Origin of the sequence: Paenibacillus sp. Root444D2, from assembly GCF_001426375.1 — a bacterium.
GTDB lineage: Bacteria > Bacillota > Bacilli > Paenibacillales > NBRC-103111 > Paenibacillus_E.
On record NZ_LMEO01000039.1, the window covers coordinates 1 to 14,919 of the forward strand.

Here is a 14,919-nt window from a genome sequence, read left to right on the forward strand (position 1 = left end):
TTCAAATCGTGTCGTCCCGATAGACACGCGGGCGTAGTTTAATGGTAGAACTTCAGCCTTCCAAGCTGATCGCGCGGGTTCGATTCCCGCCGCCCGCTTTACAGAAAAAGATCACCTACGGGTGGTCTTTTTTCGTTAGAAAACATCGTCATATTGCTCACTTGAGGTAGCAGGATGAATAAAATTCTCGGTTGAATGATGTTGTAGAAAGTGCAACAATTATTGACAAGTTCCCGGCTCTCCCCATTCAATGTTGCATAATGTAGAACAATTTGGCCCTAAACAGGCTATTTTGCAACAAATGGGTCCGAAATGTTGTACGAACTGCAACTTCAACTCGCAAAATAGCCTTTTGGCGTGTGAATTGTTGTAGAACGTACAACATTGATAACTACTATAGCCCATGACCCTTCACAATGTTACTGAATGAATCATCAGTTTCTTTTTGGAACATTCGTGGTGGAGAACGCGGATTAGCTTGCCTAAGGTTGTACAAAGCCCATCACCAGAAGCTTTTTAACATCTGAATTACTTTTGCCCAGCATAATTTAATAAATAGAAATGGGGAATCCTCTGCAGTAGCATGTAATCCTTGAGAAAAATCTATTTCATGATAAATTAAATGGTGAAGGATACAATTAAAGCATGTGAACCAATGTTCAAGGGAGATGTGACAGTTGTCACCGAACCAGGAAAGATCAATGAATTTAAATACATAAAGGAGTACAAAATCCATGACTCTAAATAAAAGAACTCTAAATAAAAGAAATAAGCTAGTCGATGTGAGCAGAACACTAGCGAAGGTTTCAATAGGCGAGGCTTTTGCCGATGTAGTCATTAAGAATGGAACACTCATCAATGTTTATTCTGGTGAATTAATTGAGCATATGGATGTTGCTGTTGCCGCTGGGAGAATTGCATATGTAGGGAAGGCAGACCATACCATTGGGGCTCAAACTGTCGTTATCGACGCCACAGGGAAGTATATGTCTCCAGGATTTTTAGATGGTCATATGCATGTTGAAAGCACCATGCTTTCCGTTACCGAGTTTGCCAAAGCGGCATTAGCCAAAGGTACAACGGGGATTTTTATGGACCCTCATGAAATTGCCAATGTGTTTGGAACAGAAGGTGTAAAGCTGATGCACGAAGAGGGGCAGCAGCTGCCTCTCAAAGTATTCACGACTTTCCCATCCTGCGTACCAGCGACCACGGATTTAGAAGATGCAGGTGCACGCTTAGAAGTGTCCGATATTAAAGAGGGACTGCAGTGGGACAATGTGGTCGGACTAGGCGAAGTCATGAATTTCCCTGGTGTCGTTTACGGCGATCCAAAAATGTGCGGGGAAATTGAAGAAACGATCAAGAGTGGTAAAACCGTCACAGGGCATTTTCCAAGTGATGATGATCGTATGCTGCAAGCTTATTTGGCATCCGGGGTGACATCTGATCACGAAACCGTAACTCGGGAACAAGGTCTCCACAAAGTCCGCATGGGCATGCACCTTATGATTCGTGAAGGCTCGGCCTGGCATGATGTCAAAGAGGTCATTAAGGTGGTAACCGAAGATAAGGTCAACACGGCCAATATTTCGCTCGTCACGGATGACGTAAATCCTCAAACCTTGGTGGAGAAGGGGCATCTCAATCATGTGGTGCGCCGCGCGATCGAAGAGGGTGTCGATCCTGTAACCGCGATTCAAATGGTAACGATTAATGTGGCGCGTTATTTTAAAATGGAGCAAGATTTGGGCAGCATCACTCCTGGTAAATGTGCTGACATTTTATTTATAGATGATCTAAAGAAGGTCGACCCTTCGACCGTTATTACCGATGGTCAGGTTGTTTTTAATAATGGAAAGCTTACGGTTGATTTCCCTGATTTCGTCTATCCCGAGCACATCCGTAATTCCATGAACATTAAGCGGGAACTTACAGCTGAGGACTTCAAGCTTGTAAGTCGCAGTAATCAGGATAAGACGAAGGTTAATGTCATTAATATTATTGAAAACAGTGCAAGAACAGAGAAAATGACAGCAATGCTGGTTGTTGAGAAAGGCATCATCCAACCAGATACAGAGCAGGATATTATCCGTCTAGCCTGCATCGAGCGACACCGTGGAACGGGTCAAATTTCGCTTGGTTTTACCCATGGCTTTCAATTAAAGTCAGGTGCGGTTGCGTCTACTGTGGCGCATGATAGTCATAATTTAATTGTTATGGGGATCAATGAGCAGGATATGGCTTTCGCAGCAAATGAGCTGGTCAAAATGGGAGGCGGTATGATCGTTGTAGAGAACGGTAAAGTGCTGGCTCAAGTACCTATGACCATCGCAGGCCTCATGTCAGATAAATCATTGCTTGAAGTCGTTAAAGAGGTTGCAGAGCTCGAAAAAGCGTGGAAACAAATTGGCTGCCCGCTGAACGCTCCGTTTATGACATTCTCATTAATTGCTTTACCTGTTATTCCTGAAATTCGGATTTCAAACCGAGGTATTGTCGATGTTACACAGTTCAAGCTAATTGAAGTGGAAATTGGTTAAGTGGCTAAATAAATAGGTCCAAAAGGACTTATCCTTTTTATTCTTTTTAGAAGGATGACGTTCGGCGCGGGAGGTTTGGATGGTTTGCGGGAGGCCGGAAACGAGCTCAGCTTCCATCCTTACTGTGATTTCGGTTTCCTCGATAATCGGCATATCTAGGGTGGTGGCCACCTCATCTCGAATTTGATGCATCAAACTCAATTGCTGTTCAAATTCGTCTACACGTTTGGAAAGCAACATGTTCTCTTGTTTTAGCTTTTTTATAAGCTCATATAGTAATTTCATGGTTAGCTTCGGTTTCTCTGATTGCTCATTTTCTTCGTTATTATAAGTGGGAGACAGCAGCAACATCAACTCTTCATCACTGATTAGCTTGTTTGACACAGTATGGCCTCCTTAAATTAATGAATCTCACTGAGCTGCCCATCCGTAAAAAGATAATCATTGGGAAGAAGTGAAAGATTAATGTTCCGGCTGCAGTCGATATACTGTGGGTATACAACTTTGATGGATTCCTCTTCTTGAATTGGATAGTTAATTGGATAGTTAATGATTTTATTTTTCTTGATTATATCTATAAAAAGATGAAACATGATGGAGATAATTAACAAGCCCGTCGTGCATAGTTTTAAGTTTTGAATCATAAGTTAGCCCTCCTATGAATCTTTTTTCATAGATTAACGGATTAGAACTAAAATGTCGCTCGAAAACCGTTGTCGTTTTGTAAGCTTTTTATGAAGAGTTAGAAGGAATATAAGGCAGAAATAGGGTGATGATGGTATTTTTAAAAGTATATTGTTGTTAAATCTTACGAACTTGTCTATCAATGAAAAAAGAAATAAACTATATCGACTGGTTTAACTCTCAAAGGATGGAGTGCTCAACATGTTCAGTAAAAGTAGTCAGATTCAGACCTATCTTGAGCGTATCGGGTTTAAAGGTTCTCTCGATGGCAGCGCAAAGACACTAGCTGACCTGCAGGAGTGTCATCTGCACACGGTTCCGTACGAAAATTTGGACATTATGAACCGGATAGCTCTATCGTTGGATCCTCAGGATGTATATCAAAAGATTGTCGTGCGTGGACGCGGTGGGTACTGCTTCGAGCTGAATGCATTATTCGGTTGGCTGCTGCGAGAACTTGGCTATTCGGTCACTGACTTGGTTGCTCGATTTTGGCGCGACGAGCCGAACACACCACCGAAACGACGCCATCACGTCCTGAAGGTAGAAGCAGAAGGCACGATTTTCTTGTGCGATGTCGGAGTAGGGGGGATAGTCCCCCGCAGGCCAATAGCGTGGATCGAAGGTCTTGAACAGCATCAAGGCGGAGAGTGCTACCGTCTCGAGCGCGATGCCTATTACGGTTGGATGCTGTGTGAGCAGAAGAACAAGGAATGGATCCGCATTTACTCGTTTACGGAGGAGCCTCAGCTGCCGAAGGATTTTATCTTTGCGACCTTCTGGTGTGAGAACGCCCCGGATTCGATTTTTATCAAAAACCCAATGGTAGCCATACGCACCCTGGAGGGGCGGAATACGCTGGCGGGCCGAGAGTTTCGCATCTTCACATCCGCCGGGGTAAGGACTTTCACTCCGCAGAACGAAGAAGACTATAAAGCGGCACTGCAAGAGCATTTTGGTATTCATCTAGATTAATCATTCATGTAGTCATGTATTACAAAGTGGGATTTCCATTTATTCAACGTCGAAGAGGCCCCCGTAAAGGGGACCTTTTTCTTCTTCTAACTTGAAGTAATACGAAATGATTCTAATTACGAAAGTGATAACCTACTGTCTTCACGTTCTAACTCTTTCTGCTGCTCCTTGGTGAAAGTACAACTTAGCTTTGGTAATCCAGTGTGTTTGTTGATGTAGATAGTTCTTGCAACGCCATGAATGAATTTCATTTGTTTGGTCCATTCTTTAGGGTTGAACATGGACATCAACTCCCTATTTATATAGGTCTCTTACAAATTCTCCACGATAGCAGTTTTGGAAGCGCTTTATTTATATATTATGTTCAAAGGGTATGGTTGATGCATCTAGTAAAAGTACTTTAGATCAACGCAAAAAAACGCTGAATTAGCGTTCTTCTCGATCCAGCTGCCCAAACAACGAGAGCAGAGACTGTAACGGTTCTGCTGAAAGTACTGGCACTTAAGGGATAATCCTTTTTTTGCGGAACTTATGCCGTGTTACAAGAAAATGAGATATAATTTAAGTATGGATACTAACAGGAGTTCTTCTATGATCGTAAGTACAAAACTTCATATACCACATATCCGTAACGCTTTGGTTTCACGGCCCAGGCTGATGCACAAGCTGAATGAGGGAATGGATGCGAAGGTGACGCTTGTTTCCGCACAGGCTGGTTACGGCAAAACAACTGCGTTAAGTCAATGGGCGAAACTGTGTAGTGCGCTCGTAGCGTGGGTTTCACTAGATAAGCAGGATAATGATTGGATTCAGTTTTGGAGTTACGTCACAGCTTCCATCCAGGAGAGAGTTCCCGGCTTCGGCAAGGCTGTCTCTTCTCTGCTTGAGAACGGGCCTTCGGAGTCTTCAGAGACTGTTATCAAAGCACTTTTAAATGAATTAAATCGCTTTACAAACAAAATGGTGATCATTCTTGACGATTATCATGTCATTGAGCTTCCTGCGATCCACGATTCGTTGGTTTATCTGCTTAATTATTTGCCTCCCCATATTCATCTTTACATCGCTAGTCGGACTGATTTGGCGATCCCAACCGCTCGGTTATTGGCTAAAGGTGACTTACACCGAATCGTTATTCAAGACTTGCGGTTTCAATTAGATGAAGGACTTGTTTTTTTTCGGGATACGACCGATTTATTACTAACGAAGGAGCAAGTAACAGAGCTATTCCGCCAGACTGAGGGATGGATCAGCGGCTTGCAGCTAGCAGCAATTTCTTTGAAGCGCAGTAATAATATAGCAAAGTCTATCCATCAATTTAGCGGTCAGCAGCATCATATATCCCATTATTTACTAGAAGAAGTGCTTCAACATCAGTCGGAGTCTATGCGCGACTTTTTACTGGAAACGTCTATCTTAAGTCGAATGAATCGATCATTGTGCGAGGCTGTAACAGGTAAAATGAACTGTCAAGTACAATTGGAAAGACTAGAGAAGCTGAATTTATTTGTCATTCCTTTAGACGATCAAAGGAATTGGTATCGATATCATCACTTGCTTTCCGATTTTTTGCAACAACAATTGTCCAGAACGTATCCGGATAAATGGAAACAATCGCATATAAATGCGGCCAATTGGTTGGAGAATCATGGCTTTGAAGAAGAAGCGGTGGAGCATTATTTAGAGGGGAAGCAGTATGCGAACGCCGTTCATTTGATCGAGAAAAATCTTCAAACGTTAGTGCAATCGAAGAGTGTCGCGCTGATTAGATGGGTGTCTGTTTTACCGGAAAATTCTTTTGCGGAGAAGCCTATGATCGAAATGTTTTATATATCCGTATTGCTCGGAGTCGGACAATGGGAAGCGGCTTTTCGAAGAGTGGAGCAAGCCAGGATCCGGTTTCAAGCGCTGCAGGAGAAATTATCCGATGTAGAATGGAACCGCACAATGGGCAATATTTACTTTTTTTGTGCGGTCATGTCGTATCTGCAAAAAGATTTGGTGCGAACGTCGGAATACTTCGAGTTGGTTGAACGATACATACCGGAAGGAAGTTTCTTCCAAACAATGGGTCGGAATAGATATCAGGGCTATGATGCATTTGATGATCATCTTGCCTTTATAAATGATCTTCATGCGGCGCATGCCTTTTTGTTGAAATGGATTAAAACGTGGGAACACAAAAAAGAATATCCATTTATCGGATTCTTGTATGCTTCTTATGGCAAATTGCTGTATGAGTGGAATCGGTTGGATGAGGCTGAACTTTTTATAAAGCAGGCACAAGGACGCAAGGATATGCAGCCTTTTGCGAGGATTCTGATTCAAATTGCCATCAGTGCCTCTCGAATTCAGCAAGCCAAAGGAAACTCAAACCGAGCCTCAGATCTTCTAGAGCAGTTAAAATTGCAAATTAACTCCCCTGATTATGATTTATTGATGTTGAAAATCGAAGCGGAACAAGCGTGTTTGTCCCTTCAGCAAGGCTCCACCCAAGATGCTTTTGATTGGATGCAAGGGTGTGGTCTGGCGCATACGGATGAGGTTTCCATGAATCGCTTGACAGAGCATCTAGCTTTAGCTAGAGTGCTTTCAGCATGTGAACGGACACATGAAGCGTTACACCTATTAGAACGGTTGAATCTTTTATTAAGTAAAGAAGATCGTCTACGAGATCGAATTAAGGTATTAATTTTACAAAGTGTGATGCTTCAGCGTTTGGGTCGAGATGAGGCTGCCATCGTTCCGTTAGAGATCGCTTTGTTATTGGGAGAACCAGAAGGGTACATCCGCAGCTTTATTGACGAAGGCCCTATAATGGCGAAGTTGCTTTCGGTTTATTTGAAGGGACAGCAAAGCAGTCGTTTAAGAAATACCTCAGGGGTTTCCTTTGCCTACGTGAAACAGCTGCTACAAGCTTTTCATGTCACTCCAGAAGAATTATCTCTTAAAGAAACGTTAACAGAGCAGGAGATGAGGATATTACAGCTGATTGGCAATGGATTTTCGAACAAAGAAATCGCTCATCAGTTGAACATCTCGGGTGAAACTGTAAAGTCACATATAAAGAATGTGTACAGAAAGCTTAAAGTAAACAATCGTGTGCAGGCACTGCAGCGTGCCAAAGAAGTAGAGAATTGAGGAGAAGGTGCGCATGACCCAAAGAATAATAAAAGCACCGCAAGACTTAGCGGCATCGCCATTCAATCAAAGCGTTTTGAAACTCAAAGGCCTCACAGTCATTGAATCGTGCACTAACACGGTAGGTAAACAAGGGTCTATGTTCTTAGAAGACTACCTTCTCATGGTTGTGCTGAATGGTACCTATACGGTGAGATACGGCGATCAGGTGTACATTGCTCATAAGCATGAAATGGTACTTTTGCAAAAATCCATTGTTATTGAATATGAAAAATCAGGCGAACCAAATCAGGCTTACTTATTAGAGTACATGATGTTTTTTCTAAAAGATGAATTGCTCAAAGACTTTATTAAAATGGCGGACATTCAATCTGTGCAGCCAACAGCGTTGGTACCTATTTTCGTAAATCCGATAAGTGAACGATTGTTAACCTATTTAGGGTCGTTAAAACCATATTTCAACGAACCTGATAACATCGAGGACGGATTAATTAAAATCAAGTTGTTGGAATTATTGTTTGATCTTAGCCATGCCAACGGAAATATCATACAGCAATTACTTCAATTGAAGCAGCAGGTACGATCCGATATCTCAACCGTAGTGGAACAAAATATCTTGAATCCTGTTTCAGTGAATGATTTGGCCTATTTATCAGGCAGAAGCTTGTCCAGCTTCAAACGGGATTTTCAAACGATTTACAATACGTCCCCATCCCTATGGATTCGGCAGAAACGCTTGGAGAAGGCTAGAGAATTGCTGACCCATTCAGCCATGTCAGTAACGGATGTTTGCTTTACGACGGGCTTTGAGAATGTTGCACATTTTTCAAGGGTATTCAAAGAGCATTTTGGCTACACCCCGTCCTTTTACAAGCAACAGTTAAGCTAAAAGCTAACAAAAATCTTAGTTCGGTACTCGCCGGGCTAAGATTTTTTTATTTGGGCTAAATGAACAAATACTTTGGGCCTTTTGGAAAAGTAGGACGATATACGTTGTGTTAATCTGGGTTCATGAGTTATTCAATTCAAAATATGAAGACGAGAGGGAGATAACAAATAATGGAAAATCAAAAAGTTTGGTTCATCACGGGAGCATCCAGAGGGTTCGGATTGGAAATTGCAAAAGCTGCTTTAGCAGAGGGCAATAAGGTGGTAGCAACCGTTCGCAGCAAGCCTGAACAATTAGCCGCGGAGCTTGATAACAACGAAAACTTATTTGTAACTGTCCTGGACGTTACGGATGAAGCTCAAGCCTTAGATGCAGCGAAACAAGCAGCAGACAAATTCGGAAGAATTGACGTGCTAGTCAATAATGCTGGTTATGGATTACTGAGTGCCGTTGAGGAAGCTTCGAATGAAGAAGTGAAACAGAATTATGATGCCAATGTTTTCGGTTTACTGAACGTTACCCGTGCGATTTTACCCTACATGCGTAAGCAGCGCTCGGGACATGTCATCAATATTTCATCCGTGGGTGGATTGAACGGGTATGTAGGTTGGGGGATTTATGGTTCCACCAAGTTTGCTGTTGAAGGCATTACGGAATCCATGGCATTGGAATTAGCTCCTTTAGGGATATATGCAACTGTCGTGGCACCAGGCTTTTTTAGAACGGAATTTCTTGATCCAATGTCTTTGATAAGAACTGCTAATGTCATCGATGATTATGCAGGCACGGTGGGAGAAATGCGAAGCTTTGCCACACAAGTTAATAAAAAACAGCCTGGCGATCCCAAGAAGCTCGCTCAAGCTTTCATTAAATTGGCCAATTCTGAAAAGCCCCCGATTCATTTGCCTCTAGGCAATGACACACTGGCTATGTATAGAGAAAAGACGGCAAGGTTTGAAAAAGACATTGAAGACTGGTATGACGTCATTACGGGAACGGACCATGATGATGTAAGAGGATTTTAATCTTGTTCACAACAAAGACAAATGGACAAGAATGACCGAATATACTTATACAGAATCATCAGAAGTTGTTTATCAACTAGGAGGTGTTTCGGTATGGTTTATTGGTTGTTGGCCGTTATCGTGGTTGTGGTTGGTTTATTGATTCTCATGAACGTGAAGAAGCGCAAAGTGGTTCCGGTGGCTGATTTGCAAACACATAAGTCGTGCGCTTATTGTAACGAGGAAATTGCTATCGATGCAGATGTATGCAAGTACTGTAGGGGTGTAGTCGTAAATTGAGGCTGATATCATGAATAGCCAATGAAGCAGCGGTCAGTTCGCATTAGTGTGAGCTGGTCGTTGTTTTGTTTTTTAGCATTTTATTAAATTGAGAGTAAAAAAACATACAGGAAGGGCAGCAAGAATGCGAATGCATATACGATACCCTCCCTGAGTAAACACGAAACGCTAGCTCTTCCTATTCCTTCTACCAGACTCCTTGGCATCAATAGTATCCAGGAAATCATTCGTTGTCCGAACGACATACTTAACCTCATCAAGCCCTCTCTCCATGAGCATACTTTTGTGAATATCAAGGATCAGCTTTTTCTCATGAATTCCTTCACCATCAAGCTTCTGGAAATTAAACAACTCGCTGGGATCGATTTCTAAAGCATTCATCAAAATTTCCAACGTAAGAAGTGAAATATTTCTTTGACCTCTTTCTATATCCGAAATATGCGATTTACTCATACTATCCTTGCCTGTTTTTTCAGCCAACTGATCTTGTGTTAAACCTTTTAACTTTCTAACCATTCTTAACCGTTCGCCAACTAGTCTTAAAAAATCGGACATCTCATTCACCTCAAATTGAGGTTATTGAAATCGTTGATAAAAAGAGATACCCGTATAATATGATAAAATATATAAAATCCTGTATAAATGGTACTCTGATGTCCCATTTATAAATATAATCAGCAAAAAGTTGGCGCTCCACTTCAAAAAAGTGTAACATCAATCTAATAACAGCAGACAGAAGGAGCTTGAATCATTTGACCATCGAATTAAAAAACGAAATACCTCCCAATTTTGAGGAATTGAAAAAATCGGCCAATCGTACATCCAATTGGAGAGAACGTCTAGAAGCCGTTGAAGCATTAGGCCAGTATAACGACCAACAAACCATTAATATTCTAGTGCGTATGATGAGCGGCGATGCTGTATATCCCATTCAAGAGGCTGCTTATCGCAAACTCCGTGCATTTGGTGAGGATGTTCAGCTGCCGCCAAGAAAAAAAGGTGACTTGATTAAAGGTGCAGGTAAAGTTTTTGTGCGCATTAAGAAGAGCTTGCCGGAAGGTCATACGTTTGAAGAGTTTAAAGAGAAGTTACAGAAGACCAGAAGTGACGTATATGATACTTACGAAGGTGACAAAGGCTCTGACTTCGATCAATGGCTTGAAACCACATGGGCATCGTTGCTGAAAAAATAAGAACCACAACATAATGGAGTGAGTACATGAGCAAAGCGAAGGGTAAAGGCGGAACCGGTAGAGGGACAGACAGTAAGGGCTGGAACCGATGGCAAGCTAGTGCCAATAGAGCAAAGAGTGCCCCAAAACCTTATAAAAGTAAAGGTCTATTAGCAGCAGCCAAAGCTGCAAAGGCCGCGAGTAGCAGCAGTGGCGATAAACCTAAAGCATAGCGGCTGCTGCTCGTAAGACCATATCTTAAATACCTAACCCTCGGCATCCTGTCGGGGGGTATTTTACCTACAATACGAATAAAATCGCACAACATAACTCATATTATCGAAGTTACTATTCCATTCATTAAAGGAGACTTCGAAATGCAGCAGCAAACGCCAAATAATAACATGACACAAGGCATGCAGAACATGAATCATGGGGGGCATGAGCTCTTTGATTTACATGAGGTGTTATCTTGTACAATTAATGTACTGGACCAGTTCATGATGTTTAGACAATTCGTCCAAGATAACGAGCTTCTGGATATTTTGGATCGTCAGTACAACTTTACGCTGTTCCATTACAACATAACGGCAGAATGCTTTGCAACAGGGCAGAAGCCGAGTCAAGAAACGCAGACGTATATGATCCGAAATCTGTCGCAGCCGATCTACGGTATCAAACCAACACAGCCCAAAAAGCCGAATCAATCGCTGGCTGATGTGAAGGATGCAGGCATTAGCGCGCATATGTTAGGCCTTGTGAAATCCCATGCTACGCTGCTAACGATGACTTCCCTTGAAGTGACGAATCCTGCTGTACGTCGTGTATTGGCATCTCAAGTACAGAACTTTATCGAGATGGCCTATGAAATTTTCTTGTATCAAAATAGAAATGGCTACTATCAAGTTCCCCAACTTGAAGCCACTGATATGCAAAAAATGCTTAATACCTTTGTTCCGGCACAAGGAATGCCACAAATGCCGCCTAATAACAGAGCAGGAACTATACACTAAATTTAAAATAAACCAGTATCGGTCTCATCGACCCGTGCTGGTTTTTCTTTGCTCGTTAAACTTTAGTACTCACTTTATTACTCATAGAAAAGTTTAGAAGCGTGCTTATTTAGTTGTTTCAAACCTACATAGATAAGGGTATTTCATAGAAGATGAGTAGTTATAATTGGAAATAAGCTTGTATGAATTTAGGATCAGGAGGTGTTATCATAACCATTTGTATAAGCTTTTTTGTGAATATTTGTATTTTGATAACTTGTGCTTATTTATTCAATCTTGGCTTTAAATATATGTTTCAGCATGCATCTTGGACCGTGAAACAGACGGTGCTTGTCGCCATTTTTATAGGTTCAGGGTGGCTAACGATGTTTTTTGGCGTGAGAGTATCTGAATTCATGTTATTTGATTTGCGAGTCGTTCCAATCATATACGGAACACTATTGTTCCGTAAGCACTATATGTTGCTCATTATTGGATTTGGAATTGCGCTGGCCAGATACAGCATTACCGGCATTAATCCACAATCTATTACGGGTTCGTTAAATATTATGCTGATGGGTTGTTTGGCAGCAATCCTTGTGGCTAAATATCAAAAAAGCGCATGGAGCTATAAGAAAAAGGCGCTCATTTCCATCCTCTCAATGAACTCGCTTCAGGTCATCGGTATTGCTAGTTTCGGTGCCGTACCTAAGATCATTTATTTGACTAAAGTTGCCCCGTACACCTATCCAGCCGCCCTATTACTTAGTGCTTTTTTTGTCTTCATTATTCGAGATTTCTATAAGGAGCAGCAGCGGGCGGACAAGATACGTAATATGAATGTGATTCTGCGAAAACAGACCAAGAGACTTCTACAATCGAAGCGTGAGCTTGAGAAGAAGGCACAGCAGTTGGCACAGGCTTCAATCTATAAATCGGAATTTATTGCCAACATATCACACGAACTCAAAACACCTCTAAATAGTATAATCGCTTTGTCAGATCTGATACGGGAAAGTGAAGAGATAACGAGTTCAAAGGAAGTGAATCAATATGCGAATATCATTCATACCTCGGGAAATGAACTGCTTCAAATGATCAATAGCGTATTAGATTTATCCAAGATCGAAGCGGGCAAAATGGACATGCTATGGCAGCCAGTCGTCATTGAAGAGCTTGCCTATTACATAAAACAACAATTCAAGCCAATGATGGATTCCAAAAAGCTGCGCTTCAACGTGACCGTGGGAAAAGATGTGCCAACGATCATTCAAATGGATTCACAGAAGCTCAACCAAATACTTCGTAACCTGCTTATGAATGCGATAAAATTCACAGAAGAAGGCAGGATTACTTTATCCGTTCAAATTCGTGACCACAACAATAATGCCTCGCCTAAGTGGATCGACTTTGCCGTTCGCGACACTGGCATCGGCATTGCCCTAGATAAGCAGCAGTTGATATTTGAAGCATTTCGGCAAGGGGATGGAGCTATGACTCGTAAATATGGAGGAACAGGTTTAGGCTTATCCATCAGTTTGCAGCTTGCCAAATTGCTCGGTGGTTCCCTTACTCTTCAGAGTGAACAAGGTAATGGCAGTAAGTTCATTCTTAGCCTGCCTTTGCGAGCCTGGATGGATCATTCGGAGGATACCGGCTAAGAAAGGCGTTTAAAAATTCTAAACCACATCTTTGCATCCATATCCGTACCTGTGTAAGATAATAACGAATAAGATTTTTGTGGATGAGGTGGGGTTTCATGGTTTTCGGTGCGCGCGTGTGGAAGACGGGGATTGCTGTTGCTTTGGCCTTATACATAAGTGCTTGGCTTAATTTCACCCCTCCAGTTATTGCAGCCGTCGCAGCAATTTTTGCTATGCAGCCGTCGATCTATCGATCTTGGCGTTATTTCCTAGAGCAGTTGCAGACGAATATTCTAGGCGCGGCATTGGCACTGCTTGCGGGTATGTTTTTTTCTAATAACGTGATTGCTATTGGAATTGTATGTATCATTGTCATCATCATAAGTTTAAGAATGGGTATGGAAGAAACGATCGGCCTTACCTTAGTTACCGTGGTAGCGGTCATGGAGGCTTCCGGAGAGTGGCAATTTGCCGTCAATCGTTTGCTGCTGAGTTTGATTGGTATCGGTTGTGCATTCGTGGTGAATGTCCTATTCTTTCCACCTAAGCCCAAAGAGCAGTTCGCTGCACAGATTCGTACGATTTTTGCCAAAATGTCGCTCCTCCTTCGTACGGTTATCTCTAATGAAATGAAAGAGACCGTTTTCCGTGAGGAAAAAGAAAGTCTACGCAGCAGCTTGAAATCTTTGTCTGATAAGTACAGACTCATGGAAGAAGAGATTAAGAAAATTAAGGGAAGCGGGTTAAACCGTATTCGTGAACTTGTTGTTTACAAGCAGAAGCTTCTTGTGATGTACAAAGGGCTTGAGGTTCTTGAAGCCGTGGATGAGCACTATTTTCAAACGTCCCGCACACAGGCAATCGATGTCTATTTCGATGATCATTTGGAAAAGCTAATAAAGTTCCACGAGCACATTCTGTTGAAATTTGATGATAAGCTCAAGGAGGACTGTTCGGAAGGTATGGAGATGGAAGCAGAGAACGAGCGTTTCATGACTGTACTCATCGAACGTTATAATAAGCAGCCGGAAGGAATGTTGCGTTTGTCGGTTGTGGCTGCGGCTATGTACGACTATGGTCATCAGATAGCGCGGTTGGATAAGCTTGCCCAACATGATCATCGCGGAGAATCACAAGAGAGAGAACCCCTCGATTTATTGCTCAAAAGCATTAGGTTAAAATAGATTAAAACAATTTTCATCAAATAGACTTACTGAACCTTTCGTTTGCCAGATGTTCTGGCACCTCGGGAGGTTCCATCATAAAAAATGAATTAGAGGTTGCATTACGAAATCGTATGTGCTATATTATGATTCTTGTTCCAAACGGACAAGCAAGGCAAACGATTATTAATGAGTCTGAACGTGTTGAATATCTTCACGAATGGATAAATAAAATAAAAGCTTGCAAATGAAATTCCAATATGGTATATTACTTCTCGCTGCTTCGGTAACACGGCAGTGAGCGAAAGAAATTGATCTTTGAAAACTGAACAACGAGTGAGTAAGCACAGTCGAGCAATCGACTATAATGAGATGAATAATCTCGCTAGCAAGTCAATGAGCATTTCAGCTTT

14 protein-coding genes and 1 tRNA gene are annotated in these 14,919 nt (G+C 41.9%); 12 read left to right on the plus strand and 3 right to left on the minus strand.

Going from position 1 to position 14,919, the window contains the following annotated elements:
- The first annotated feature begins 27 nt into the window (after positions 1–27).
- Both ASD40_RS21580 and ade read left to right on the plus strand, forming a co-directional pair.
- Positions 28–98: transfer RNA gene (locus tag ASD40_RS21580), tRNA-Gly, on the plus strand.
- A 636-nt stretch (positions 99–734) separates the two neighbouring features.
- A complete protein-coding gene (gene ade / locus ASD40_RS21585) occupies positions 735–2,543 on the plus strand; it encodes an adenine deaminase (RefSeq protein ID WP_057305232.1) in 1,809 nt (602 codons plus the stop codon).
- On the opposite strand, the gene ASD40_RS21590 is transcribed toward ade, so the two are convergent.
- Complete coding sequence (locus tag ASD40_RS21590) at positions 2,520–2,927, minus strand: hypothetical protein (protein ID WP_057305233.1); 408 nt, start codon at positions 2,925–2,927, stop codon at positions 2,520–2,522. The two genes, ade and ASD40_RS21590, sit on opposite strands and share 24 nt — an antisense overlap.
- 17 nt (positions 2,928–2,944) lie before the next feature.
- Positions 2,945–3,187, minus strand: a complete 243-nt coding sequence (locus ASD40_RS21595) for a hypothetical protein (RefSeq protein ID WP_057305234.1) — start codon at positions 3,185–3,187, stop codon at positions 2,945–2,947.
- 241 nt (positions 3,188–3,428) lie between these two features.
- On the opposite strand from ASD40_RS21595, the gene ASD40_RS21600 reads away from it, so the two are divergent.
- The 5 genes from ASD40_RS21600 to ASD40_RS21620 all read left to right on the plus strand — a co-directional run bounded on the left by ASD40_RS21600 (position 3,429) and on the right by ASD40_RS21620 (position 9,536).
- Positions 3,429–4,202, plus strand: a complete 774-nt coding sequence (locus ASD40_RS21600; RefSeq protein WP_057305235.1) for an arylamine N-acetyltransferase family protein — start codon at positions 3,429–3,431, stop codon at positions 4,200–4,202.
- Positions 4,203–4,793: 591 nt separating this feature from the next.
- Entirely contained in the window at positions 4,794–7,343 is a 2,550-nt protein-coding gene (locus ASD40_RS21605) for a LuxR C-terminal-related transcriptional regulator (RefSeq protein WP_057305236.1), read from the plus strand.
- Positions 7,344–7,356: 13 nt separating this feature from the next.
- Entirely contained in the window at positions 7,357–8,232 is an 876-nt protein-coding gene (locus ASD40_RS21610; RefSeq protein ID WP_057305237.1) for a helix-turn-helix domain-containing protein, read from the plus strand.
- A gap of 170 nt (positions 8,233–8,402) precedes the next feature.
- Positions 8,403–9,257 carry an oxidoreductase gene (locus tag ASD40_RS21615; RefSeq protein WP_057305238.1) on the plus strand — a complete coding sequence of 285 codons (855 nt, stop codon included), beginning with the start codon at positions 8,403–8,405 and terminating at the stop codon, positions 9,255–9,257.
- Positions 9,258–9,350: 93 nt separating this feature from the next.
- The gene (locus ASD40_RS21620; protein WP_057305239.1) at positions 9,351–9,536 is read left to right on the plus strand and encodes a hypothetical protein; all 186 of its coding nucleotides are present in this window, start codon (positions 9,351–9,353) and stop codon (positions 9,534–9,536) included.
- A gap of 168 nt (positions 9,537–9,704) precedes the next feature.
- Here ASD40_RS21620 and ASD40_RS21625 read toward each other — a convergent pair whose 3' ends face one another.
- Complete coding sequence (locus tag ASD40_RS21625) at positions 9,705–10,091, minus strand: helix-turn-helix domain-containing protein (protein ID WP_057305240.1); 387 nt, start codon at positions 10,089–10,091, stop codon at positions 9,705–9,707.
- Between the two features lie 197 nt (positions 10,092–10,288).
- Here ASD40_RS21625 and ASD40_RS21630 point away from each other — a divergent pair, with 197 nt between their 5' ends.
- From ASD40_RS21630 to ASD40_RS21650, 5 genes are all read left to right on the plus strand, one after another.
- On the plus strand, positions 10,289–10,729 hold the full coding sequence (locus tag ASD40_RS21630) for a HEAT repeat domain-containing protein (protein ID WP_414858801.1): 441 nt from the start codon (positions 10,289–10,291) through the stop codon (positions 10,727–10,729).
- Between the two features lie 26 nt (positions 10,730–10,755).
- Positions 10,756–10,941, plus strand: a complete 186-nt coding sequence (locus ASD40_RS21635; RefSeq protein WP_057305242.1) for a DUF3934 family protein — start codon at positions 10,756–10,758, stop codon at positions 10,939–10,941.
- Between the two features lie 144 nt (positions 10,942–11,085).
- The gene (locus ASD40_RS21640) at positions 11,086–11,721 is read left to right on the plus strand and encodes a spore coat protein (RefSeq protein WP_057305243.1); all 636 of its coding nucleotides are present in this window, start codon (positions 11,086–11,088) and stop codon (positions 11,719–11,721) included.
- Between the two features lie 182 nt (positions 11,722–11,903).
- The gene (locus tag ASD40_RS21645) at positions 11,904–13,361 is read left to right on the plus strand and encodes an ATP-binding protein (RefSeq protein ID WP_057305244.1); all 1,458 of its coding nucleotides are present in this window, start codon (positions 11,904–11,906) and stop codon (positions 13,359–13,361) included.
- A gap of 98 nt (positions 13,362–13,459) precedes the next feature.
- A complete protein-coding gene (locus ASD40_RS21650; protein WP_057305245.1) occupies positions 13,460–14,527 on the plus strand; it encodes an FUSC family protein in 1,068 nt (355 codons plus the stop codon).
- Positions 14,528–14,919: the final 392 nt, after the last annotated feature.

Coding starts and splice junctions, on each gene's coding strand:
- ade (WP_057305232.1), top strand. CDS start 735: ATGACTCTAAATAAAAGAACTCTAAATAAAAGAAATAAGCTAGTCGAT.
- ASD40_RS21595 (WP_057305234.1), bottom strand. CDS start 3,187: ATGATTCAAAACTTAAAACTATGCACGACGGGCTTGTTAATTATCTCC.
- ASD40_RS21600 (WP_057305235.1), top strand. CDS start 3,429: ATGTTCAGTAAAAGTAGTCAGATTCAGACCTATCTTGAGCGTATCGGG.
- ASD40_RS21605 (WP_057305236.1), top strand. CDS start 4,794: ATGATCGTAAGTACAAAACTTCATATACCACATATCCGTAACGCTTTG.
- ASD40_RS21610 (WP_057305237.1), top strand. CDS start 7,357: ATGACCCAAAGAATAATAAAAGCACCGCAAGACTTAGCGGCATCGCCA.
- ASD40_RS21615 (WP_057305238.1), top strand. CDS start 8,403: ATGGAAAATCAAAAAGTTTGGTTCATCACGGGAGCATCCAGAGGGTTC.
- ASD40_RS21620 (WP_057305239.1), top strand. CDS start 9,351: ATGGTTTATTGGTTGTTGGCCGTTATCGTGGTTGTGGTTGGTTTATTG.
- ASD40_RS21625 (WP_057305240.1), bottom strand. CDS start 10,091: ATGTCCGATTTTTTAAGACTAGTTGGCGAACGGTTAAGAATGGTTAGA.
- ASD40_RS21635 (WP_057305242.1), top strand. CDS start 10,756: ATGAGCAAAGCGAAGGGTAAAGGCGGAACCGGTAGAGGGACAGACAGT.
- ASD40_RS21640 (WP_057305243.1), top strand. CDS start 11,086: ATGCAGCAGCAAACGCCAAATAATAACATGACACAAGGCATGCAGAAC.
- ASD40_RS21645 (WP_057305244.1), top strand. CDS start 11,904: ATGAATTTAGGATCAGGAGGTGTTATCATAACCATTTGTATAAGCTTT.
- ASD40_RS21650 (WP_057305245.1), top strand. CDS start 13,460: ATGGTTTTCGGTGCGCGCGTGTGGAAGACGGGGATTGCTGTTGCTTTG.